The following is a 21,996-nucleotide window of genomic DNA, read 5'->3' as shown; positions in this document are numbered from 1 at the left end:
GGATGTTTATGCGGACCAAACCCTAGCCGACGCCTTCCGAGGGTTCGCGGGGAGGGGGGCATACGCGTCGCCTGTCACCCTGTTGGGGTGCGGGCGGGCGCCCAATAGCTCGGCTTGTGACGGTTTGACGTGCGGGTGCGGGTGCGTCGCGGCCGCTCGCACCAGCGGCGGAGCCGCATGTCAGGCACGGCCCCGCGCCCCTGCGGGTCCTCCCACGTTCTAACGTTGCCGTGTGCCCTACTTCGACGCTGCGTCCGGCGCTCCCTTGCATCCCGTGGCCCGTCAGGCCCTGATGGCCTCCCTGGACGAGGGATGGGCCGATCCCGCCCGGCTCTACCGGGAGGGGCGGAAGGCGCGGCTGCTGCTCGACGCCGCGCGGGAGGCGGCTGCCGAGGCGGTCGGCTGCCGGGCCGACGAGCTGGTGTTCACCGCGTCGGGGACCCGGGCCGTGCACAGCGGGATCGAGGGGGCGTTGGCCGGCCGGCGCCGGGCCGGACGCCACCTGATCGTGTCTGCGGTCGAACACTCCTCCGTACTCCATTCGGCGGAGGTGTTCGAGGCCGGCGGCGGAACGGTCACCCGAGTGGCCGTCAGCCGGACGGGAGCCGTCACTCCGTCGGCGTACGAGGCCGCGCTCCGCCCGGACACCGCCCTGGCGTGCCTGCAGTCGGCCAACCACGAGGTGGGCACCGTGCAGCCGGTGGCCGAGGTGGCCGACGCGTGCCGGGCGGCCGGGGTTCCGCTGCTGGTGGACGCGGCGCAGTCGCTGGGCTGGGGGCGGGTCGAGGGCGACTGGTCGCTGCTGACGGCCAGCGCGCACAAGTGGGGCGGGCCGCCCGGGGTCGGTCTGCTCGTCGTGCGCAAGGGGGTGCGGTTCGCCGCGCAAGGGCCGGTCGACGAGCGGGAGTCGGGCCGGGCGCCGGGGTTCGAGAACATCCCGGCGATCGTGGCGGCCGTGGCCTCGCTGCGCGCGGTACGGGCCGAGGCGGCCCAGGAGGCGGTACGGCTGCGGGAGCTGACGGAGCGGATCCGGGCGCGGGTGCCGGAGCTGGTGCCCGACGTGGAGGTGGTCGGCGACGCTGCGCGCCGGCTGCCCGGGATCGTCACCTTCTCCTGCCTCTACGTCGACGGTGAGGCGCTGTTGCACGAGCTGGACCGGGCGGGGTTCTCGGTCTCCTCCGGCTCCTCCTGCACGAGCAGCACGCTGACGCCCAGCCATGTGCTGAGGGCGATGGGGGTGCTGAGCGAGGGCAACGTACGGGTGTCCCTGCCGCCGGGCGTGGCGGAGGCGGACGTGGAGCGGTTCCTGGAGGTGCTGCCGGGCACTGTGGCCGGCATCCGGGAGAAGCTGGGGGCACCCGCGCCGGCCGTCCGGGCGGACACCGAGGAACTCGTCGTCGACTCCCTGGGCAAGCGCTGCCCGATCCCGGTCATCGAGCTGGCCAAGGTCATCGGGGACGTGCCCGTGGGCGGGACCGTCCGCGTCCTCTCCGACGACGAGGCGGCCCGCCTGGACATCCCGGCCTGGTGCGAGATGCGGGGCCAGGAGTACCTCGGGGAGCAGCCGACAGAACGCGGCACGGCATACGTGGTACGCCGAGTGAGCTGACCCACCCAGACAACACGGTCCCGAGCGCAGCCCCGAAGCGGGGCCGGGCCGCAGCCCCGAAACAGGCGCCGGGACCCAGCCCCCCAAGGGGCGCGGGGAACTGCGCGACCAGCCCCCACCCACCCGCACCCGACAACGCCGACCCCGCACGGGCACCCGGGCCGCAGCCCCGAAGCAGGGGCCGCAACGCAGCCCCGAAGCGGGGACGGGGGCGCAGCCCCGCAAGGGGCGCGGGGAACTGCGCGACCAGCCCCCACCCACCCGCACCCGACAACGCCGACCCCGCACGGGCACCCGGGCCGCAGCCCCGAAGCAGGGGCCGCGACGCAGCCCCGAAGCGGGGACGGGGGCGCAGCCCCGCAAGGGGCGCGGGGAACTGCGCGACCAGCCCCTACGCACCCGCACCCGACAACGGCGAACCCGGGGCAGCCCAGTGGTCGACGCCCCTCAGCCCAGGTGACCCCGCACCTCTTCGGCGGCCGAATCCCCGTACGCCTTGGTGAACCGCTCCATGAAGTGCCCCCTCCGCAGCTGGTACTCCTGCGTACCCACCGTCTCGATGACGAGCGTCGCCAGCATGCAGCCGACCTGGGCGGCACGCTCCAGCGAGACACCCCAGACCAGTCCGGACAGGAACCCGGCGCGGAAGGCGTCGCCGACACCCGTGGGGTCGGCCTTGCGCTCCTCCTCCGGGCAGCCGACCTCGATCGGGTCCTCCCCGGTCCGCTCGATACGCACGCCCCGCGAGCCGAGCGTGGTGACCCGGTGGCCGACCTTGGCCAGGATCTCGGCGTCGGTCCAGCCGGTCTTGCTCTCGATCAGGCCCTTCTCGTACTCGTTGGAGAAGAGGTAGGTCGCCCCGTCCAGCAGTATCCGGATCTCCTCGCCCTCCATCCGGGCGATCTGCTGGGAGAAGTCGGCGGCGAAGGGGATCCGCCGGGAGCGGCACTCCTCCGTGTGGCGGAGCATCGCCTCCGGGTCGTCGGCGCCGATGAGGACCAGGTCGAGACCGCCCACGCGATCGGCGACGGTCTTGAGCTCGATCAGGCGGGCCTCGCTCATCGCGCCCGTGTAGAAGGAGCCGATCTGGTTGTGGTCGGCGTCGGTCGTGCACACGAAGCGGGCGGTGTGCAGGGTCTCGGAGATGCGGACCGAGTCGGTGTCCACACCGTGCCGGCCGAGCCAGGCCCGGTACTCGTCGAAGTCGAAGCCGGCGGCGCCGACCAGGATCGGCCCGGTGCCGAGCTGGCCCATGCCGAAGGCGATGTTCGCGGCGACGCCGCCGCGGCGGACGTCGAGGTTGTCGACAAGGAAGGAGAGCGAAACCGTGTGCAGCTGGTCCGCGACGAACTGGTCGGCGAAACGGCCGGGGAAGGTCATGAGGTGGTCGGTGGCGATGGAGCCGGTGACTGCGATGCGCACGACGGAGATTCTCCTGCGGGAGGCTGGATTGACAGTTCACGCTACCCGCTCGGACGCCGCCACTGAAGCGGGCAAAACTACCCGATAGTAGATCTTTCTTCGCAGCGTGTGCCGTGCCTACGGTTCGGTCATGACGAACCTCAAGGCCACCCCCTCCACCCCGGCCGAGCCCGACGGCGGTCTCGCCTCCCTGCGCGGCGACTGTGCCCGGATGGTTCCGCACTGGGCGGTCCCGGAGCACGCCGACGCCCGGCCGGTGTCCCCGTCCCGCATCCACGGGGTGAACGTGCCGGCGCGTTCGGCCCGGCTGCTGGACGCGATGTCGGACTACGGCGACTGACCCGCGGAGCGCGCTCCCGGGAACCGTGTGCTCCCCTCCCGCGTCCCATCGGCGTCCCCGCGCAGGGGATGCGGGACACGATCCAGCGAGGAGCGATGCGGTGAACACCGAGCGGCCTGAGGACTCCGGGAACGCTGAGGTTCCGGAGGCATCCGGAGAGCGTACGGCCACGGACGCGGGCGGCCGGGCCGGACGGCGGCGGTCGCCCGCCGTCGTCGTGTCCGTCGCCGCCGCCGTTCTGCTGGTCGGCGGCGGTGGCGCCTACCTCGCCGCGAGCAGCGGCACGGGTGGCGGTGCGGGCGGCCCGGCCGCGTCCGGCGCGGGCACCACTCCCCCGCCGCTGGTGCTGGACGGCTGGGCGAACGACGGCACCGGCGGCATCGCCCCGGGCGAGCCGGACCCCCACGGCGCCCGGTACGTGGCGGAGGGCGAGCTGCCGGGCGGGCCCGGCTCGGCGGCCGTGTACGAGCCGGAGGCCGAGGTGGGCCGGGAGCAGGTGGCCCGGCTGGCGAAGGCGCTCGGCATGGACGGGACTCCGGTGGCCGAGGGCCGTACCTGGCGGGTCGGCGGCAAGGACGGCTTCGGACCGAGCCTTCAGGTGGATCGGGACGCGCCGGGAAGCTGGACCTACAGCCGGTACGCGCCGGGCACCGACAACTGCCGCAAGGTGACCGTCTGCGCGCAGGACCCGGGTGCTCCGGCCGGCGCCCCGGTGAGCGTGGCCGACGCCGAGCGGGCGGCGGCACCGGTGCTGAGGGCGGCCGGGCTGGACGACGCGAAGACCGACGCGAGCCAGGTCTTGGGCGCCCAGCGGGTGGTCAACGCCGACCCGGTGGTGGGCGGGCTGCCCACGTACGGCTGGACGACCGGCCTGACCGTCGGCCGGAAGGGCGAACTGGTCGGTGGTCACGGGCTGCTGGGTGCGCCGGTGAAGAGCGACACGTACCCGGTGCTGGGCGCGGCGAAGACGCTGGAGCTGATGAACGGGGCGGCGAGGGGCGAGCACCGGATGGGGATCGGCGGATGCGCGAGCCCGGTGCCGCTGAAGGACCGGCTGGAGCAGCCGTGCGGGGCGTCCACGGGGGCGCCGAAGGCCACGCCGAAGCCGGCCGGGGACACGGTCACGGTCGAGAAGGCGGTGTTCGGGCTGGCCGCGCACTCCGTCGGCGGACGGCAGACGCTGGTGCCGTCCTGGCTGTTCCAGGTGCGGGGGGCCGCGGCGGGCGGCGACTTCACGGTGACGTATCCGGCGGTCGACCCGAAGTATGTGGCCTCGCGGTCCGCGCCCTCGGCGCCGCGGACCTCCGGGGCCCCCGGGAAGAACCGCGGCGTGCGGGTGAACGCCTACACGGCCGACGGACGGACCCTGAACCTGAGCTTCTACGGCGGGGTGTGCGCCGACTACCGGACGTCGGCACGGGAGAGCGGCGACCTGGTGACCGTGACGGTCACCGAGACGCCCTGGCCGGACAGGGTGTGCGTGCTGATCGCCAAGGAGTACGTGAAGACCGTACGGCTGGACGCGCCGCTGGACGGGCGGACGGTGGTCGGCACGGACGGCAAGGCGGTCCCGAAGGCCAAGCCGGGCACCCTCAGGCCGGACGCGTCGGCGCAGCCGCGCTGAGCCCTCCTTGACGGACAGAAGGCGGCGGCCCCCATGCGGGGGCCGCCGCCTTCGTCGAACCGTGCGGCCGTCGGACCGTCGGTCCGCCGGCCGGACCGTCAGCTGAAGGAGTCGCCGCAGGCGCAGGAGCCGGTCGCGTTCGGGTTGTCGATCGTGAAGCCCTGCTTCTCGATCGTGTCCACGAAGTCGACGGTGGCACCGCCCAGGTACGGGGCGCTCATGCGGTCCGTGACGACCTTGACCCCGCCGAAGTCCTTCTCCACGTCGCCGTCGAGCGAGCGCTCGTCGAAGAAGAGCTGGTAGCGCAGGCCGGAGCAGCCGCCGGGCTGGACGGCGACGCGGAGCGCGAGGTCGTCACGGCCTTCCTGGTCGAGCAGGGCCTTCACCTTGGCCGCGGCGGCGTCGGTCAGGATGATGCCGTCGGTGACGGTGGTGGTCTCGTCCGATACGGACATCTACATCTCTCCCGGGTTGTACGGAGACTGCTTGCCGACGAGTGCAACCGGCGTTCCCGCGGATTCATTCCGGGCCGGGCATTCGCGTTGTCGCGTTTCTGCTTCTTTCCTCATGCTCGCACATGCCCGGTCGGGCGGACAGTGACCCGGGGAGGGGCCCGGAGGGATTCACGTCACATAGACGTTATGGCCATCGTCAAACTGACGTGAAGCGGTTATGATAGATAGCGTCAGTTAGACGAAAAGTAGAAAGGGTGCGTGTCGTGACCACCGCCCAGACCCCGGAGCTCGACGTGCAGCCGACTCCGCTCGCCCTGCTGCTGCTCGGCCGTGAGGCCGACCCGAAGAGCGAGCGGGGCGTCGATTGCCCCGGTGACCTGCCGTCGCCGTCCGACCCAGACCTGGTCGAGCGCGCCCGCGCGGCCAAGGAGAAGCTCGGCGACAAGGTCTTCGTGCTCGGCCACCACTACCAGCGAGACGAGGTCATCCAGTTCGCCGACGTCACGGGCGACTCCTTCAAGCTGGCCCGGGACGCCGCCGCGCGCCCGGAGGCGGAGTACATCGTCTTCTGCGGTGTGCACTTCATGGCCGAGTCGGCGGACATCCTGACCTCCGACGACCAGAAGGTCGTCCTGCCCGACCTCGCCGCCGGCTGCTCCATGGCCGACATGGCGACGGCCGAGCAGGTCGCCGAGTGCTGGGACGTGCTGACCGAGGCGGGCATCGCCGAGCAGGTGGTGCCGGTGTCGTACATGAACTCCTCGGCCGACATCAAGGCGTTCACCGGCAAGCACGGTGGCACCATCTGCACCTCCTCCAACGCCAAGCGCGCCCTCGACTGGGCCTTCGAGCAGGGCGAGAAGGTCCTCTTCCTGCCCGACCAGCACCTGGGCCGGAACACCGCCGTCCGGGACATGGGCATGTCCCTGGACGACTGCGTGGTCTACAACCCGCACAAGCCCAACGGCGGCCTGACGGCGGACGAGCTGCGCGCCGCGAAGATGATCCTGTGGCGCGGCCACTGCTCGGTCCACGGCCGGTTCAGCCTGGACTCGGTGAACGACGTCCGCACGCGCATCCCCGGCGTGAACGTCCTGGTGCACCCCGAGTGCAAGCACGAGGTCGTGGCCGCGGCGGACCACGTCGGCTCCACCGAGTACATCATCAAGGCCCTCGAAGCCGCCCCGGCCGGTTCCAAGTGGGCCATCGGCACCGAACTGAACCTGGTCCGCCGCCTGGCGAACCGTTTCGCTCCCGAGGGCAAGGAGGTCGTCTTCCTCGACAAGACGGTCTGCTTCTGCTCGACCATGAACCGCATCGACCTGCCCCACCTGGTCTGGGCCCTGGAGTCCCTGGCCGAGGGCAACCTGGTCAACCGCATCGAGGTCGACAAGGAGACGGAGGCGTTCGCCAAGCTCGCGCTGGAGCGGATGCTGGCGCTGCCGTAGGGCGCCAGGAAACGACCGAGGCCCGGCCCCCCGACGAGGGGGGCCGGGCCTCGGTCGTGTGTCAGACGCCGGCCGGTTCCAGCACCTCGGGTTCCCGGTCCTGCCTCTTCGCCGCCCGCTTCTTCGCCCGGCGCTCCTTGCGGAGCTCCAGCATCGCGTAGAGCGTCGGGACGAGGAGCAGGGTCAGCAGGGTCGAGGTGATCAGACCGCCGATGACGACCACGGCCAGCGGCTGGGCGATGAAGCCGCCCTCGCCGGTGACGCCCAGGGCCATCGGGAGCAGGGCGAAGACGGTCGCCAGCGCCGTCATCAGGATCGGCCGGAGCCGGTGCCGGCCGCCCTCGACCACGGCCTCGACCACGCCGTAGCCCTGTCCGCGGTACTGGTTGATCAGGTCGATCAACACGATCGCGTTGGTCACCACGATGCCGATCAGCATCAGCATGCCGATCATCGCGGGCACGCCCATCGGGGTGCCCGTGGCGACCAGCAGGCCGATCGCGCCCGTCGCCGCGAAGGGGATGGAGACCAGCAGGATCAGCGGCTGGGCCAGCGAGCGGAACGTCGCGACCAGGAGCATGAAGACGATCGCGATGGCCGCCAGCATGGCCAGGCCCAGGTTCTTGAACGCGTCGTCCTGGTCGGAGGAGACACCACCGATCTCGGCCGTGGCGCCCGCCGGGAGCTTCAGGGCCTTGATCTTCGACTGGAGCTTGCTGCTGATCGCGCCGGTGTTGTCCCCCGTCGGCCTGGCCGTGACGGTCGCCGCGCGCTGCCCGTCGATGCGGGTCATGGACACGGGGCCGTCCACCAGCCGCACCGCGGCGATGTCGCCGAGCTTCACCGGGCCGAGGCGCAGGTTCTTCAGCTGGGCCAGCGTGGTCGCGGGCTTCGCCGACGTGACGACGACATCGCGTTCGGTGTCGTCGAGGATCGCCTTGGCCGCCGTCGTCCCGCGCACGGCCTGCGCCACCGCGGCGCCCAGCTTCTGGTCGTCGAACCCGGCCGCCGCCGCCTTGGCGTTGGCCTTGACCGAGATCCGCGGCACGCTCTGCGCCAGGTCGCTGCTGACGTCCGTGACGTGGTCGAGGCCGGCGACCGTGGAGCGGACCCGCTCAGCGGCCGAACTCAGCGCCTTCACGTCGGACGCCTTGACCACCACGCTCAGGTCCTGGCTGCCGAAGCCGTCACCGGCCGACACGGTGGTCGTGCCGATGCCCTTCAGCTTCCGCAGGCCGTCCTCGAGGTGCCGCTGGACGTCGTCGTACGACGCCGAGTCCGCCAGCATCACCTGGTACGACGCCTGGTTGGTGTCGGTGCCGCCGCCGAAGGCCGCCATGAAGCCGGAGGAGCCGACGGTGACCTGGTAGTCCTTCACGCCGTCGGTGGAGGCCAGCAGCTTCTCGACCTTCTTCGCCTGCGCGTCGGTGGCGGCCAGGCTGGTGCCGGGCTTCAGCTTCTGCTTGACGGTGAGGACCTCCTGCTCGCCCTGGTCGAAGAAGTTCGTCTTCAGCAGGCCGCCCATGCCGAACGTGACGACGAGGACCACGAGGGCGATCAGCACGCTGGTGAGGCGGCGCCGGGTGGCGAACCGCAGGACGGGCACGTACGCGCGCTGGAGGCGGCTGTTCGCCTCCTTCTCCTCGGCCTTGCGGCGGGCCTCCGCCGCGTCCTCGGGGGTGCCCTTCGGGGCGCGCAGGAACCAGTACGACAGGACCGGTACGACCGTCAGCGAGACCAGGAGGGAGGCCAGCAGGGCCGCCGTCACCGTGATGCTGAACGAGCCGAACAGGGCGCCCACCATGCCGCCGACCAGGCCGATCGGCAGGAACACGGCGACCGTGGTGAGGGTGGAGGAGGTGACCGCGCCGGCCACCTCGCGCACCGCGGTGAGGATCGCCTCCTTGCGCTCCTCGCCGTAGCCGAGGTGCCGCTTGATGTTCTCCAGGACCACGATCGAGTCGTCGACGACCCGGCCGATGGCTATGGTCAGCGCGCCCAGCGTGAGCATGTTGAGCGACAGGCCGCGGGTCCACAGCACGATCAGCGCGAGGACGACGGACAGCGGGATGGAGACCGCCGTGACGAGCGTCGAGCGGACCGAGGCGAGGAAGACCAGGATCACCAGGACCGCGAAGAGCAGGCCGAGCGCGCCCTCCGTGGTCAGGCCCTTGATGGACTTGGACACGGCCGGGCCCTGGTCGCTGACGACCGTGAGCTTCGCGCCCTGACCGAGATCCTCACGCAGGCCGGGCAGCTTGTCCTTGACCGCGTCGGAGATGGACACCGCGCTGCCGTCGTGGTCCATCGTCACGTTGACGGCGAGGCTGGGCCTGCCGTCGGTGCGGGTGAGGGAGTCGGCCGGGGCCGGCCGTTCCTCGACGGTGGCCACGGCACCGAGGCGTACGGGCTTCCGGCCGCCCTCGCCGGTGACCATCAGGTCCTTGATCTGCTTCAGGGAGGTGAAGCCGCCGCCGACCTGGACGGTGCGATTGGCGCCGTCCTCGTCGAAGGAGCCGGCCGGGACGGTCGCGCCGCCCGCCTGCAGGGCCTGGCCGAGCGCCGCCGGAGTGAGACCCGCCCGCGTGAGCTTCGCGTCGTCGGGGGTGACGGTGACCTGGAGGTCACGGACGCCCATGACCTGGACGCGGCCGACGCCGTCGATGTCCTTCAGCGCCGGCACGACCGTCGTGTCGAGCTGGTCGGCGAGGGCCTGCTGGTCCTTGTCGGAGGTGACGGCGAGGACGACGGTGGGCATGTCGTCCGTGGAGCCGGAGACGACCTGCGGGTCGACGTCGTCCGGGAGCCGGTTGCGGGCCCGGTTCACGGCCTGCTGGACGTCGGAGACGATCTGCTCGGTGTCGTTGTCGTAGTCGAAGGACGCCATGATCACGGCGTTGCCCTCACTGGCGGTGGAGGTGACCGCGGTGACACCGTCGACGGCCTGGAGGTTCTCCTCGATCGGCTCGACGACCTGCTTCTCGACCACGTCGGGTGAGGCGCCCTGGTACGGCGCGATCACCGACACCATGGGCAGGTTGATGGTGGGCAGCAGCTGCTGCTTGATCTGGGGTATCGCGATCAGCCCGAAGACAAGCGCGATGAGCGACACCAGGCCGACAAGGGCCCGTTGCCGAAGGCTGAATCTCGACAGCCAGGACATGGATCAGGGTCTCTCTTCTGGAAGCGGCAGAAGCGGCGAGGACGCCGGTGAGCGCCCACCTCACCACCCTGGGCCATGCCGGAAGGCCGGAGCGTAGGCCCCAGGTCCCGTTCCTTATCCGGCCCCTACTCCGCGCGCAGTAGACGCGGGTGGAGCTCACTCCATCCTCGGACGTACCAGCCCGGACTCGTACGCGATCACGACGAGCTGCGCCCGGTCCCGCGCGCCCAGCTTGGCCATGGCCCGGTTGACGTGCGTCTTCACCGTCAGCGGGCTGACCGCCAGGCGCTCGGCGATCTCGTCGTTGGAGTGGCCGCCGGCGACCTGGACGAGGACCTCTCGCTCCCTGCCGGTGAGGGCGCCGAGCCGCTCCGCGCGGGCGGGGTCGGGGATGTCACCGGCGTCGCCCTGGGCGAGGAAGCGGGCGATCAGGCCCTTGGTGGCGGCGGGAGACAGCAGGGCCTCACCACCGGCCGCGACCCGGATGGCGCTCAGCAGCTCCTCCGGCTCGCTGCCCTTGCCGAGGAAGCCGGAGGCACCGGCACGCAACGCCTGGACGACGTAGTCGTCCACCTCGAAGGTGGTCAGGATGACCACACGGACCGGCGCGAGGGCCGGGTCGGCGCTGATCTGCCGGGTCGCGGCGAGGCCGTCGGTGCCGGGCATCCGGATGTCCATGAGGACGACGTCGGGGACGTGCTCCCCGGCCAGCCGGACCGCTTGCGCACCGTCGGACGCCTCCCCCACCACCTCCATGTCGGGCTCGGAATCGACCAGCACCCTGAACGCGCTGCGCAGCAGTGCCTGGTCGTCGGCGAGCAGGACACGGATCGTCATACGGGCTCCCCCTGGGCCGTCGTCGTCTTGACCGGCAGGATCGCATGGACGCGGAAACCGCCGCCGTAGCGGGGTCCGGTGGTCAGGGTGCCGCCGATGGCGGTGACGCGCTCGCGCATCCCGAGCAGCCCGTGCCCGCCGCCGGCCTCGGGCACACCCGGCTTTCCGGGGCCGTCGTCGAGGACGGTGACCTCCAGGTCCGGCCCGACGCGTACGACGCTCACCTCTGCCTCGGCCCCGGCCCCCGCGTGCTTCTGCACGTTGGTCAGGGCCTCCTGGACGATCCGGTAGGCGGCCAGATCGACGGCGGCCGGGAGCTCGGTGCCCTGATCCGCGCGGGCCACGGCCACCGGCAGGCCGGCGCTGCGGAAGGTGTCGGCCAGCTCCTCCAGGCGGCTCAGGCCCGGGGCGGGCTCGGTGGGGGCCTCGGGGTCGCCGGACTGGCGGAGCAGGCCGACCGTGGCCCGCAGCTCGTTCAGCGCGCTGCGGCTGGCCTCGCGGACGTGCGCGAGGGCCTCCTTGGCCTGGTCGGGCCGCTTGTCCATGATGTGGGCGGCGACGCCGGCCTGCACGTTGACCAGGGCGATGTGATGGGCGACGACATCGTGCAGATCGCGGGCGATGCGCAGCCGCTCCTCGGCGACCCGGCGGCGGGCCTCCTCCTCGCGGGTGCGTTCGGCGCGTTCCGCGCGGTCCCGGATGGCCTGGACGACCGCGCGGCGGCTGCGTACGGCGTCGCCCGCGGTGGCGCCGATACCGGTCCAGGCGAGGACGCCGAGGTTGTCCTGGGCGTACCAGGGCAGCGGGCCGGCGAGCATGGCGGCGGCCGTCAGCCCGGTCATGGTGAGCAGGCCGAGCCGCCAGGTGGTCGGCCGGTCGGTGGTCGCGGCGACGGTGTACAGGGCGACGACGGCGGACATCGCGACGGGGGCGCGCGGGTCGCCGGTGACGCACTCGATCAGGGAGACCGTGCCGGTGACGGCGAGGACGGTCCGGGGCCGGCGCCGGCGGAAGACGAGCGCCACCGCGCCGATCAGCATGAGGAGGAGGCTGAGGACGGCGGGGGTGCGGACGCCCCAGGTGACGCCGTGCTCGTCGCGGGGCACGACGAAGGACCCCACGACCATGCAGACCAGCACGCCCGCCGCGATGGCCGCGTCCAGCGCCAGCGGGTGGGCCCTGAGGCGGCACCGGGCACGTTCGAGAGTGCTCACGTAGGAACAGTACGGTTCGAGCACGGGCCGACAGCAAGTTGCCTGCTACGAGGCGTGACCGAGGGCTGGCCGAACCACCCCGAGCTGTTGGGCACGGCGTCGCCCGACGGTCCGTGATCCGTCAAGTGCCGTTGGCCGGACGCCCGCACCCTTCTCGCGAGCATCCCCGCCGACGAAAGGCACCCCGTGCGCCCCTCCGCGATATGGTCCGCCGCCGCCCTCGCGCTCGTCTCCACCGCCGGTCTCACCACCTCCGCGCAGGCGGCGACGTACGGCACGCCGACGATCAGACTGTCGGCCTCCTACCTCTCGGGCGCCGTCGGCGGCACCGGCGACCCCACCGTCGGCGTGACCGTCGCACAGAGCGGCGCGGACGCCTCCGCCCTGACGGTCACCGCGACCAGCAGCAGCATGGGCACGGTGGCCGGCACCACCGACGTACGCGTCACCGGCACCGGCGGCAGCCGTACCGTCGCCGTCACCGCACACGCCCGCGGGTACACCGACCTCACCCTGAAAGTCACCGGTCTCGGCGGCAAGACGGCCACCACGACCCTGCACTACGCGGCGTCCCCGGCCGTGCAGCACAGTGCCGACGCCCGCTATCTGACCGGCGCCTCGGACGCCTCCGCGGCGATCGACGTCGGCGGCGGTCACGTCGTCGTCGCCAACGACGAGGACAACACCCTGCGCCTGTACGACGGTTCGGCCTCCGGCGCGCCCGTGCGCAGCTGGGACCTGGACGGTGCGCTCGGCGCCGACAAGGAGGTGGACATCGAGGGCGCGGCACGCGTCGGGAACACGATCTACTGGACGGGCTCGCTGGGCAACAACAAGGACGGCGAGTACAAGGCGGACCGGAACACCGTGTTCACGACGACCGTCTCCGGGTCGGGCGCCGCCACCCAGCTGGCCTTCGGCACCGCCGGGCACCGGCTGCGCGACGACCTGGTGGCCTGGGACGAGGCGAACGGCGACCGGTACGGCTTCGCCGACGCGACGGCCGACGGACAGACCCCGAAGCAGGCCGACGGCTTCAACGTCGAGGGGCTGGAATTCGCCCCCGGTTCGACCACCACCGCCTACGTCGGCTTCCGCGCCCCGCTGGTGCCGCCGCAGACCGGCGGGAAGGCGCTGATCGTGCCGGTCACGAACCTGGACCAGGTGGCGCGCGGGACGAAGGCGGCCTTCGGGACACCGGTCGAGCTGGACCTGGGCGGGCTCTCCGTCCGGGACCTGCGGCGGAACGCACAGGGTCAGTACCTGATCCTGGCGGGGTCCTGGGCGGCGGAGGACAACAGCGCGCCGTACGCCCTGTACTCCTGGGACGGGATCCCCGGGCACCGGCCCGTGCGGGTGCTGGACCTGCCGACGGCGGACGCGGGCGGCTGGGAGTCCGTGGTGTCCGTGCCCGATCTGACCGCCGCCGGCGCCCGGGTGCAGCTGATCACCGACGACGGCGCCGCCGATCTCTACGGCGACGGCACCGAGGCCAAGGACCTCACGCACCCGGAGTGGCAGAAGTCCCGTTCCACCTGGTTCACCCTGGGCTGACCGCCGGTTCACCCTGGGCTGACCGGCGAAGGGCTCAGCCCGGGATCAGTCCGTCGTCGCTGAGCAGCTCCCGGATCTCCTCCAGCGTCGCGTCGGGCGACGGCAGGATCAGTTCGGAGGGTTCCAGGGAGTCGTCCGGCAGCGGGGTGCCGAACCGGCGGACGGCGTCCAGGAGCGCGGTGAGCGTGCGTCGGAAGCCCTCGCCGTCGCCGCTCTCCACCTCCGCCAGGAGGTCGTCGTCCAGCTTGTTCAGCTCGGTGAGGTGGGCGTCGTCCAGCCTCACCTGGCCCTCCCCCATGATCCGTACGATCACGTCGGCCTCCTCGGCTCGGGCCCCGGCGCCGGACTACTGCTTGTCGAAGCGCGGGGTGTCCTGCGGCTGCTGCTGGGACTGCCCCTGACCGGTGCCGCCCTCGATGGCCTGCTGCGGGGAGCCCCCGGCCAGCTCGGCCTTCATGCGCTGCAGTTCCAGCTCTACATCCGTACCACCGCTGAGCCGGTCCAGCTCGGCCTGGATGTCGTCCTTGGCCATGCCGGACTGGTCGTCGAGGGCGCCGGAGGCGAGCAGTTCGTCGATGGCTCCGGCCCGGGCCTGGAGCTGGGCGGTCTTGTCCTCGGCGCGCTGGATGGCGAGGCCGACGTCGCCCATCTCCTCCGAGATGCCGGAGAACGCCTCGCCGATGCGGGTCTGGGCCTGGGCGGCGGTGTAGGTGGCCTTGATGGTCTCCTTCTTCGTGCGGAAGGCGTCCACCTTGGCCTGGAGGCGCTGGGCCGCCAGGGTGAGCTTCTCCTCCTCGCCCTGGAGGGTCGTGTGCTGCGTCTCCAGGTCGGTGACCTGCTGCTGGAGGGCGGCGCGGCGGGACAGCGCCTCGCGGGCCAGGTCCTCGCGGCCGAGCGCGAGCGCCTTGCGGCCCTGGTCCTCCAGCTTGGAGGACTGCTGCTGCAACTGGTTGAGCTGGAGCTCCAGGCGCTTGCGGCTGGTCGCCACGTCGGCGACGCCGCGCCGCACCTTCTGCAGCAGCTCCAGCTGCTTCTGGTACGAGTAGTCGAGGGTCTCGCGCGGGTCCTCGGCCCGGTCAAGGGCCTTGTTCGCCTTCGCGCGGAAGATCATCCCCATACGCTTCATGACACCGCTCATGGGCTTCGCGCGCCCCCTTCTGACGGACTCCGGCTCGCAGATCCTGCGACAGGACCCACAGTACGGGCCCTGTCTCCATTACCGCACTGTTCGCGGGGTGATGCGCTCATCCCCGAGGACGACTGCGGTGCGTAGCGCTCCGGCGTAGGGAGTAGGTGATCCCACCGGAGCCTTCGTGTGTCCCCTCTGTCCCCTTGGAGACGTCCGGTGTTGCCGGATCGTTCCCGACCGGACTGCGGTCCATGCGGGTGCAGCCCGTACCCTTGGGTTTTGTGTTCCGTAGCCGTGCCAAGGAAGAGAAGGCCCCGACCGCCGACAAGGCGCCGGTGACCCTCTCCAAGCAGACCCGCGACCCGCAGGCCCCCAAGGGCAGGCCCACGCCCAAGCGCAGTGAGGCCCAGTCCCAGCGCCGCAGCGTCGCCAGTACCCCCACGAACCGCAAGGAGGCCGCGAAGCGCCAGCGCGAGGAGCGGCGGCAGGCCCTGGAGCGCCAGCGCCAGGCGCTGGCCAGCGGCGACGAGCGCTACCTCCCGGCTCGGGACAAGGGCCCGGTCCGCAAGTTCGCCCGTGACTGGACGGACTCGCGGTTCAACGTGGCGGAGTTCTTCCTGCCGCTCGCCGTCGTGATCCTCGTGCTGAGCGTGGTGCGGGTGCCGTCGATCCAGAGCATCGCGCTGCTGCTGTGGCTGATCGTGATCGTGCTGATCGTGCTGGACGCGGCGGTCAGCGGCTTCCGGCTGAAGAAGCGGCTCAAGGAGCGCTTCCCGGACCAGAACACGCGCGGCGCGGTCGCCTACGCGCTGATGCGGTCGTTGCAGATGCGCCGGCTCCGGCTGCCGAAGCCTCAGGTCAAGCGCGGAGAGCGGCCCTGAGCGCTGAGGTCTTCACCGGGGGTGCGGCCGAAGCCTGGCTGAACAAGCCGGGCGGCCTGCGCGATGTCGTACGCCAGGAGCTGGTGACCCGGCAGCTGGACGAGCAGATATCCGGGCGGTTCCCGGTCGGGCGGCGGCTGCGGGTGCTCGACGTGGGGATGGGCCGGGGCACGCAGGCGCTGCGGCTGGCCCGGCTCGGCCACCAGGTGACCGGGGTCGAGCAGGACACGACGAGGATCGCCGCCGCCCGCACGGCCGTGGCCCGGGAACCGGAGGGCATCCGGGAGCGGGTCCGGCTGGTGCAGGGCGACGGGCGGGACACCGGTGTGCACTTCCTGCCGGGCAGCTTCGACGTGGTGCTGTGCCACGGCGTTCTGATGTACGTCGAGGAGCCCGACCCGCTGGTGGCGGGCCTGGCCCGGATGCTGGCCCCCGGCGGACTGCTCTCCCTGCTCGTCCGCAACGGCGACGCGCTCGCCATGCGCCCCGGCCTGTCCGGCGACTGGGCGGGTGCCCTGGCCGCCCTCGACACCACGGTCCACCTCCCCCGTTCTCGAACAGGTTCGACCGAGGGGGCCCCCGCCCGGCTCGGCCCGGACGTACGGGCCGACCGGCTCGCGACCCTCACCGCCACCCTCGACGGCATCGCCGCCCCGCTGCACGCCTGGTACGGCGTCCGGGTCTTCACGGACACGGCGGCGGACGACGCGCCGGTCCCCGACGACCTGGAGACACTGCTCGCGGTCGAGGAGCGGGCCGGGCGCACGGACCCCTACCGCAGGGTGGCCGCCCTGCTGCATCTGTGCGGGGTACGGGGCTGAGCCCGTTCGGGGCAACAGCGCGGGCCGGGTGATCACCACGTGGTGAGACTCGGGGCATGGACGCTTCCCGTAGCCGTGCGTGTGCTCTCCGAGCGACCGTCACCGCCGCCGCGCTGATCTGCTGCGCGGCCCTCACCGCGGGCTGCACCGCGCCCGCCGCCCAGGCCGGGCGGGACACCTCGGCGGCCGCCCGGGCGACCGCGGGGACGACCACGGGCGATCTGCAGAGCCAGTACCAGCGGGTCATCAAGGAGGTCCTGCCGTCGGTCGTGCAGATCCAGGCCAGTCACGACCTGGGCTCCGGGGTGGTGTTCGACGACAAGGGGCACATCGTCACCAACGCGCACGTGGTCGGCACGGAGAAGACCTTCCAGGTGACCACGGCCAACAACGAGGAGCCGCTCACCGCGAGCCTGGTCTACTCCTACCCCGAGCAGGATCTCGCCGTGATCAAGCTGGACAAAGTGCCGGACGGGCTCAAGCCCGCGGTGTTCGGGAACTCCGAGAAGGTGGAGGTCGGCCACATCGTGCTGGCCATGGGGTCGCCGTTCGGGCTGTCGTCCAGCGTGACCCAGGGCATCGTGTCGGCGACCGGACGCACCGTCAGCGAGGGCGGCGACACGGGCGCGACGATCGCGAACATGGTGCAGACGTCGGCCGCGATCAACCCGGGCAACAGCGGCGGCGCCCTGGTCAACCTGGACGGACAGGTGATCGGCATCCCGACGCTCGCAGCGGCCGACCCGACCCTCGGGGGCAGCGCGGCGCCCGGTATCGGGTTCGCGATCCCGGTGTCGATGGTGCGCACGGTCGCCGACCAGATCATCAAGGACGGCAAGGTCGTCGACTCCGGGCGGGCGGCCCTCGGCATCACCGCGCGGACGGTCGTGGACGACAGCTACCGGCCGGCCGGGGTGGCGGTGGTCAGCGTCGGGGGCGGCGGCCCGGCCGACAAGGCGGGCCTGCGTCCCGGCGACATCATCACCAGGCTGGGCGACCAGTCCATCACCACCATCACCTCGCTGTCGGAGGCGCTGGCGTCGGCCCGGCCGGGCCGGCGGACGCCGTTGACGTACGAGCGTGACGGCACCGAGAAGACGGTCGAGGTGACACTGGGCGAGCAGTGAGGAGGGAGGCCCTCCTCACGCCGCTGCCCACGGGGTCACGCGTCGGCGTGCAGGCTCATCGGCCCGTAGATCTCGCTGCTCTCCTCGAACAGCCGCACCTGGTCGGCCCCGCCCTCCTCCAGCGCCTTCCAGTGCTCACCGATCCAGGACTCGGCATCCCCCTGCGTGGTGAACTCCTCGGGCTGCACGGCGGGCTGGACCTCCGTCCCGTCGGCCTTCTCGAACCGCCACTTCCATGCCGTCATGTGGGCCTCCTTCGACGCAACACCTGCTGGCAGCCTAGCCGGAAGCGCAAGACCTGCCGGGACAGGCGAAAATCGGTCCGTGGAAATCACTCTGCTCGGTACCGGTGCCCCCGCGGGACTGCCTCGCCCCGACTGTTCCTGTGCCGCCTGTGCGTCCGCGCTCGGGCCGCACGCGCGGGCCGCGACCGCGGTGCTCGTGGACGGCACGCTGCTGATCGACCTGACGCCGGGTGCGGCGTTCGCGGCGGCGCGCGCCGGGCACTCGCTGGGCGGGGTTCGGCAGGTGCTGCTGTCGCATCCGCACGACGGCCCGGCGGTGGAGGTGCCGGCGGGGCTGCCGCAGCCCGGCCGGGTGCCGGACGGGCGGGAGTTGGCGCTGCTGACGGGACATCGGGTGCGGGCCGTGGCGATGGACGCGGGCGGCACCGGGTACGCGGTGACCGGGCCGGACGGGCAGCGGCTGCTGTACCTGCCGCCGGGCGGGGCACCGGCCGGTCTGGAGGAGGCGACGGCGGAGTCGTACGACATGCTCCTCGCCGACGTCGTGGGCCGCCCCGACGCGCTCGCCCGGCTCCGCGCGGTCGGCTCGGTGGGCCCGACGACGGACGTCCTCGCCGTCCACCTCGACCACGACGTGCCGTCCGGCGCGGAGTTGCGGCGCCGGCTCGCGGCGGCCGGGGCGCGGGCGGTGCCGGACGGTACGACGCTGGTGGTCGGGGCGTACGAGGAGGTGCCGGACGTGCCGCGCCGGACACTGGTGCTGGGCGGGGCGCGCTCGGGCAAGTCGGTGGAGGCGGAGCGGCGGCTGGAGACGTTCCCGGACGTGCTGTACGTGGCGACGGGCGGCACGCGCGGCGGGGACACCGAGTGGGCGGCCCGGGTGGACGCGCACCGGGAGCGGCGGCCGGGGTCGTGGCGTACGACGGAGACGACGGACCTGGTGCCGCTGCTGGCCGGGGAGGGGCCGCCGCTGCTGATCGACTGTCTGTCGCTGTGGCTGACGGACGTGATGGACCGCGTCGGGGCGTGGGACGACTCGGAGTGGTCGGGCGGCGGCGAGAAGGCGTTGCGGGAGCGGGTGGGTGAGCTGACGGAGGCGGTGCGCCGTACCCGGCGGACCGTGGTGGCCGTGTCCAACGAGGTGGGGTCGGGGATCGTCCCGGCCACCGCGTCCGGCCGCCGCTACCGGGACGAACTGGGCCGGCTGAACGCGGCGTTCGCGGACGAGTGCGAGCAGGTGCTGCTGGTGGTGGCCGGGCAGGCGCTGGTGCTCCGCGGCTGACCGGTCCCCCGGTGCGGGTGCCGGGCCGGGCGCGGCGGTACCACGCGGCCGACGGCACCCGCGACTCCCCAGGGGCTCGGGGAACCGTGCGACGGCCACGGTGCGGCGGCGGTCGGGGTTGGCGGCAGTCGGGGGCGGCAGTTCGTGGCGGCGGTCGGGGGCGGCGGTCGGTGGTGGCGGCGGCAGTTGGTGGCGGCGGTCGGTCGTGGCGGCGGCAGTCGGGCGGCGGCGGTGGTTCGCGGCTATCCGGCGTTCTTCCGCGCCACGATCCGGTACGCGTTCGAGAAGCACGTTCGCCGGAACAGCGGAGCGAACCCCTGGTCCAGGCCCCAGAGCAGGTCCACGACGGGTGTCGTCACCAGGTGGACGAGCGGGTGGGCGTGGTGCAGCATCAGGGTGAGGGCCGCTGTGAGGTCGTACGGGACGTGCGGCGAGGTCCGGTCCGACACGAGGACCGAGCAGCCCAGGCTCTCCAGCTCCGCCCGCAGGTTGGCCCGCGGCACCAGGTGCAGGTGGCGGGGCTGGCCGTACGGAAGCCACCACTTGCCGAGGAGCGCGGCGAACGCACAGCGCGGATCGGTGACTTCGACGACCAGGTGGCCCCCGGGCCGCAGGACGGTCAGCGCGGCGCGGAGTTCGGTGCGCGGATCGGGCGCGTGCTCCAGGTGGTGGAACATGGTGACGACGTCGTAGCGGGCACGCAGGCGGTTCGCCATCCCCGGGGTCGTCAGATAGCCCCGGTGCGCTTCCTCCACACGGCCCTCCAGCAGCGCCTGTTCCACCCGGGCCGTCGGATCCAGCCCGTCGAAGCTGGTGTACGGGAAGAACTCCTTCGCCGCCTCGGGGAAGCGGGCGTGCCCGGTGCCGACGTCCAGCCAGCTCTCCGGTTCGCGCAGCGCCGACAGGCGCCGGGCGGTGGCCCGGTGCCGGCGGCGGACCGCGCGGGGAGAGATCACGCGCGCGGTGAACTCCTCCAGTTGTCGCTCGTAGAAGTCCCGGTGGAAGAAGGCGAATCCCTCCGCGGTGAGCCGGGGGTTCTGGAAGGCGTGGGAGCAGTCACCGCACTCGTCGACGGCGAACGTGCCCTGCCGGTGGCGCAGCGGATCGGGCGCGCGCAGCCGGGTGCGCAGGCGCCGGGAACCGCACCAGGGGCAGTCCTCGCGGCGCGGCTCCTGGAAGGGGTCGTGGGGGGTGGTGATCTGGGGGGTGAGGGGCGTGGTCGGCATGGGCGGCTCCCTGTGCGACATTCCGCGGCAAAGCGGAACGTATGGGATACCGATCTGAGGTGCAAAGACGTCGTGGGGGTGTGGTGGCGACGTGGCGCCGGGATGGTCGTTCACGGGCGGTACTGTTCGGCGAATGAGCAGCCTTAATCTGGACGACTTCACCGATCTGATCGAGCGCCCGGACGGGGGCGTGCGCCGTGACGCCGAAGCCCGGCGGGAGCGCCAGATCGTGCCGCCCGGGGCGCTGGGCCGGCTGGACGAGCTGGGCGAGTGGCTGGCCGCCGCGCGGGGCGAGGTGCCGGTACGACCGGTCGAGCGGCCGCGTGTGGTGCTGTTCGCCGGCGACCACGGCATCGCCGAGCTGGGCGTCTCGGCGCGGCCCGCGGGCGGCGCCGAGCAGCTGGTGCGGGCGGTGCTGGAGGGCGCGAGCCCGGTGGCCGTGCTCGCGCGCCGGCAGGAAGTGCCCGTACGGGTGGTGGACATGGCCCTGGACTGTGCGCCGGACGCCTTCCCGAAGGACGTGGGACGGCACCGGGTGCGGCGGGGCAGCGGCCGTATCGACGTCGAGGACGCGCTCACCCTGGACGAGGCCGAGGCCGCCCTGCGGGCCGGTGTCGCGGTCGCCGACGAGGAGGCCGACTCGGGCACCGATCTCGTGGTGCTCGGTGATGTCAGCGTGGGCGGGACCACGCCGGCGGCGGTGCTGATCGCCGCGCTGTGCGGCACCGACGCGTCCGTGGTGACCGGGCGCGGCGGGCTCGCGATCGACGACCTGACCTGGATGCGCAAGTGTGCGGCGGTCCGGGACGCGTTGCGCCGGGCGCGGCCGGTGCTCGGGGACCAGTTGCAGCTGCTGGCGGCCGTGGGCGGGGCGGACCTCGCGGCGATGACCGGGTTCCTGCTCCAGTGCGCGGTGCGGAAGCTTCCGGTGCTTCTCGACGGGGTCGTGGCCGCCGCGTGTGCGCTGGTCGCCCAACGGATCGCGTTCCGGGCGCCGGACTGGTGGCTGGCCGGGCACGACAGCGGGGAGCCGGGCCAGGCGAAGGCGCTGGACCGGATGGCCCTGGAGCCGCTGCTGGAGCAGGGGGTGAGGGTCGGCGAGGGCGTGGGCGCGCTGCTGGCACTGCCGCTCGTGCGGAGCGCCGCCGCGTTGGCAGCGGAGCTGCCGGAGAAGCCGAAGGCCGAGCAGCCGCGGGAGGAGCCGACGGAGGGGCCGGAGGAGGAGCCGGAGGAGGAGAAGCAGTAGGCGGCTGCGGCCGGTCGGGCACCGCCGGACCACACCGCCGTGGCTGAGCGCCATTGCGGCGGAAAAAAGATCAAGCACCGCCCGATCACACCGGACCGGTTGGGGGGCCTTTACGGCCGGAGGAGACCCGGGGCCGCGCGGATCGTGGCGGGGCGGCTGGGGACCGTCGGGGCGGGAAGAAGCGAGCATCGCCGGATCACACCGGTCCGGCTGAGCACCTTCGCGGCGAAAAAAGACCAAGCACCGCCCGATCACACCGGACCGGTTGGGGGGCCGTCACGGCCGGAGGAGACCCGGGGCCGCGCGGATCGTGGCGGGGCGGCTGGGGACCGTCGGGGCGGGAAGAAGCGAGCATCGCCGGATCACACCGGTC

Annotated in this window: 19 protein-coding genes; 10 read left to right on the top strand and 9 right to left on the bottom strand. The window is 72.6% G+C overall.

Annotation, left to right across the window (positions count from 1 at the left end; genetic code table 11):
* The first annotated feature begins 232 nt into the window (after window positions 1-232).
* A complete protein-coding gene (locus ACIGYR_RS11660) occupies window positions 233-1,609 on the top strand; it encodes a cysteine desulfurase/sulfurtransferase TusA family protein (protein ID WP_399595546.1) in 1,377 nt (458 codons plus the stop codon).
* A 447-nt stretch (window positions 1,610-2,056) separates the two neighbouring features.
* On the opposite strand, the gene ACIGYR_RS11655 is transcribed toward ACIGYR_RS11660, so the two are convergent.
* Window positions 2,057-3,031: a carbohydrate kinase family protein gene (locus ACIGYR_RS11655; RefSeq protein ID WP_391839048.1), complete on the bottom strand. Its 975-nt coding sequence runs from the start codon at window positions 3,029-3,031 to the stop codon at window positions 2,057-2,059.
* A gap of 130 nt (window positions 3,032-3,161) precedes the next feature.
* Between ACIGYR_RS11655 and ACIGYR_RS11650 the strand changes: the two genes are divergently transcribed.
* On the top strand, window positions 3,162-3,371 hold the full coding sequence (locus tag ACIGYR_RS11650; protein WP_391839046.1) for a hypothetical protein: 210 nt from the start codon (window positions 3,162-3,164) through the stop codon (window positions 3,369-3,371).
* A 100-nt stretch (window positions 3,372-3,471) separates the two neighbouring features.
* Complete coding sequence (locus ACIGYR_RS11645) at window positions 3,472-4,995, top strand: hypothetical protein (protein ID WP_399595549.1); 1,524 nt, start codon at window positions 3,472-3,474, stop codon at window positions 4,993-4,995.
* Between the two features lie 98 nt (window positions 4,996-5,093).
* Here the strand turns inward: ACIGYR_RS11645 and ACIGYR_RS11640 are convergent, their stop codons facing one another.
* On the bottom strand, window positions 5,094-5,450 hold the full coding sequence (locus tag ACIGYR_RS11640; protein WP_023551351.1) for an iron-sulfur cluster assembly accessory protein: 357 nt from the start codon (window positions 5,448-5,450) through the stop codon (window positions 5,094-5,096).
* A gap of 263 nt (window positions 5,451-5,713) precedes the next feature.
* Between ACIGYR_RS11640 and nadA the strand changes: the two genes are divergently transcribed.
* Window positions 5,714-6,898 carry a quinolinate synthase NadA gene (gene nadA / locus ACIGYR_RS11635; protein ID WP_399595551.1) on the top strand — a complete coding sequence of 395 codons (1,185 nt, stop codon included), beginning with the start codon at window positions 5,714-5,716 and terminating at the stop codon, window positions 6,896-6,898.
* A 61-nt stretch (window positions 6,899-6,959) separates the two neighbouring features.
* Here nadA and ACIGYR_RS11630 read toward each other — a convergent pair whose 3' ends face one another.
* The 3 genes from ACIGYR_RS11630 to ACIGYR_RS11620 form a co-directional block, all read right to left on the bottom strand.
* Complete coding sequence (locus ACIGYR_RS11630; protein WP_399595552.1) at window positions 6,960-10,061, bottom strand: efflux RND transporter permease subunit; 3,102 nt, start codon at window positions 10,059-10,061, stop codon at window positions 6,960-6,962.
* Window positions 10,062-10,217: 156 nt separating this feature from the next.
* A complete protein-coding gene (locus ACIGYR_RS11625; RefSeq protein ID WP_391839038.1) occupies window positions 10,218-10,898 on the bottom strand; it encodes a response regulator in 681 nt (226 codons plus the stop codon).
* Window positions 10,895-12,112, bottom strand: a complete 1,218-nt coding sequence (locus ACIGYR_RS11620; RefSeq protein WP_399595554.1) for a sensor histidine kinase — start codon at window positions 12,110-12,112, stop codon at window positions 10,895-10,897. Before ACIGYR_RS11620 ends, ACIGYR_RS11625 begins: the two co-directional genes overlap by 4 nt.
* A gap of 201 nt (window positions 12,113-12,313) precedes the next feature.
* Between ACIGYR_RS11620 and ACIGYR_RS11615 the strand changes: the two genes are divergently transcribed.
* Window positions 12,314-13,666: a hypothetical protein gene (locus ACIGYR_RS11615; protein ID WP_399596500.1), complete on the top strand. Its 1,353-nt coding sequence runs from the start codon at window positions 12,314-12,316 to the stop codon at window positions 13,664-13,666.
* A 34-nt stretch (window positions 13,667-13,700) separates the two neighbouring features.
* On the opposite strand, the gene ACIGYR_RS11610 is transcribed toward ACIGYR_RS11615, so the two are convergent.
* Both ACIGYR_RS11610 and ACIGYR_RS11605 read right to left on the bottom strand, forming a co-directional pair.
* Complete coding sequence (locus tag ACIGYR_RS11610) at window positions 13,701-13,979, bottom strand: hypothetical protein (RefSeq protein WP_391839034.1); 279 nt, start codon at window positions 13,977-13,979, stop codon at window positions 13,701-13,703.
* 33 nt (window positions 13,980-14,012) lie between these two features.
* Window positions 14,013-14,804, bottom strand: coding sequence for a PspA/IM30 family protein (locus ACIGYR_RS11605; protein WP_391839033.1), 792 nt, complete (start codon window positions 14,802-14,804; stop codon window positions 14,013-14,015).
* 242 nt (window positions 14,805-15,046) lie between these two features.
* On the opposite strand from ACIGYR_RS11605, the gene ACIGYR_RS11600 reads away from it, so the two are divergent.
* The 3 genes from ACIGYR_RS11600 to ACIGYR_RS11590 all read left to right on the top strand — a co-directional run bounded on the left by ACIGYR_RS11600 (window position 15,047) and on the right by ACIGYR_RS11590 (window position 17,624).
* Window positions 15,047-15,676: a DUF3043 domain-containing protein gene (locus ACIGYR_RS11600; RefSeq protein ID WP_399595556.1), complete on the top strand. Its 630-nt coding sequence runs from the start codon at window positions 15,047-15,049 to the stop codon at window positions 15,674-15,676.
* An 83-nt stretch (window positions 15,677-15,759) separates the two neighbouring features.
* A complete protein-coding gene (locus ACIGYR_RS11595; RefSeq protein ID WP_391839029.1) occupies window positions 15,760-16,497 on the top strand; it encodes a class I SAM-dependent methyltransferase in 738 nt (245 codons plus the stop codon).
* Window positions 16,498-16,553: 56 nt separating this feature from the next.
* The gene (locus tag ACIGYR_RS11590) at window positions 16,554-17,624 is read left to right on the top strand and encodes a S1C family serine protease (protein ID WP_399595559.1); all 1,071 of its coding nucleotides are present in this window, start codon (window positions 16,554-16,556) and stop codon (window positions 17,622-17,624) included.
* Window positions 17,625-17,659: 35 nt separating this feature from the next.
* Here ACIGYR_RS11590 and ACIGYR_RS11585 read toward each other — a convergent pair whose 3' ends face one another.
* Window positions 17,660-17,869 (bottom strand): hypothetical protein, encoded by a 210-nt coding sequence (locus ACIGYR_RS11585; protein WP_391839025.1) that lies wholly within the window; start codon window positions 17,867-17,869, stop codon window positions 17,660-17,662.
* Between the two features lie 79 nt (window positions 17,870-17,948).
* On the opposite strand from ACIGYR_RS11585, the gene ACIGYR_RS11580 reads away from it, so the two are divergent.
* Window positions 17,949-19,151 (top strand): bifunctional adenosylcobinamide kinase/adenosylcobinamide-phosphate guanylyltransferase, encoded by a 1,203-nt coding sequence (locus ACIGYR_RS11580; RefSeq protein WP_399595561.1) that lies wholly within the window; start codon window positions 17,949-17,951, stop codon window positions 19,149-19,151.
* Between the two features lie 242 nt (window positions 19,152-19,393).
* On the opposite strand, the gene ACIGYR_RS11575 is transcribed toward ACIGYR_RS11580, so the two are convergent.
* Window positions 19,394-20,377, bottom strand: coding sequence for a class I SAM-dependent methyltransferase (locus ACIGYR_RS11575; RefSeq protein ID WP_399595563.1), 984 nt, complete (start codon window positions 20,375-20,377; stop codon window positions 19,394-19,396).
* Between the two features lie 133 nt (window positions 20,378-20,510).
* On the opposite strand from ACIGYR_RS11575, the gene cobT reads away from it, so the two are divergent.
* A complete protein-coding gene (gene cobT, locus ACIGYR_RS11570; protein WP_399595565.1) occupies window positions 20,511-21,623 on the top strand; it encodes a nicotinate-nucleotide--dimethylbenzimidazole phosphoribosyltransferase in 1,113 nt (370 codons plus the stop codon).
* The last annotated feature ends 373 nt before the right edge of the window (window positions 21,624-21,996 follow it).

The organism is Streptomyces sp. NPDC053076 (genome assembly GCF_044546845.1).
Classification (GTDB): domain Bacteria; phylum Actinomycetota; class Actinomycetes; order Streptomycetales; family Streptomycetaceae; genus Streptomyces.
The sequence above is the reverse complement of the archived record's forward strand: the minus strand, read 5'-3'. Positions and strand labels throughout refer to the sequence as shown.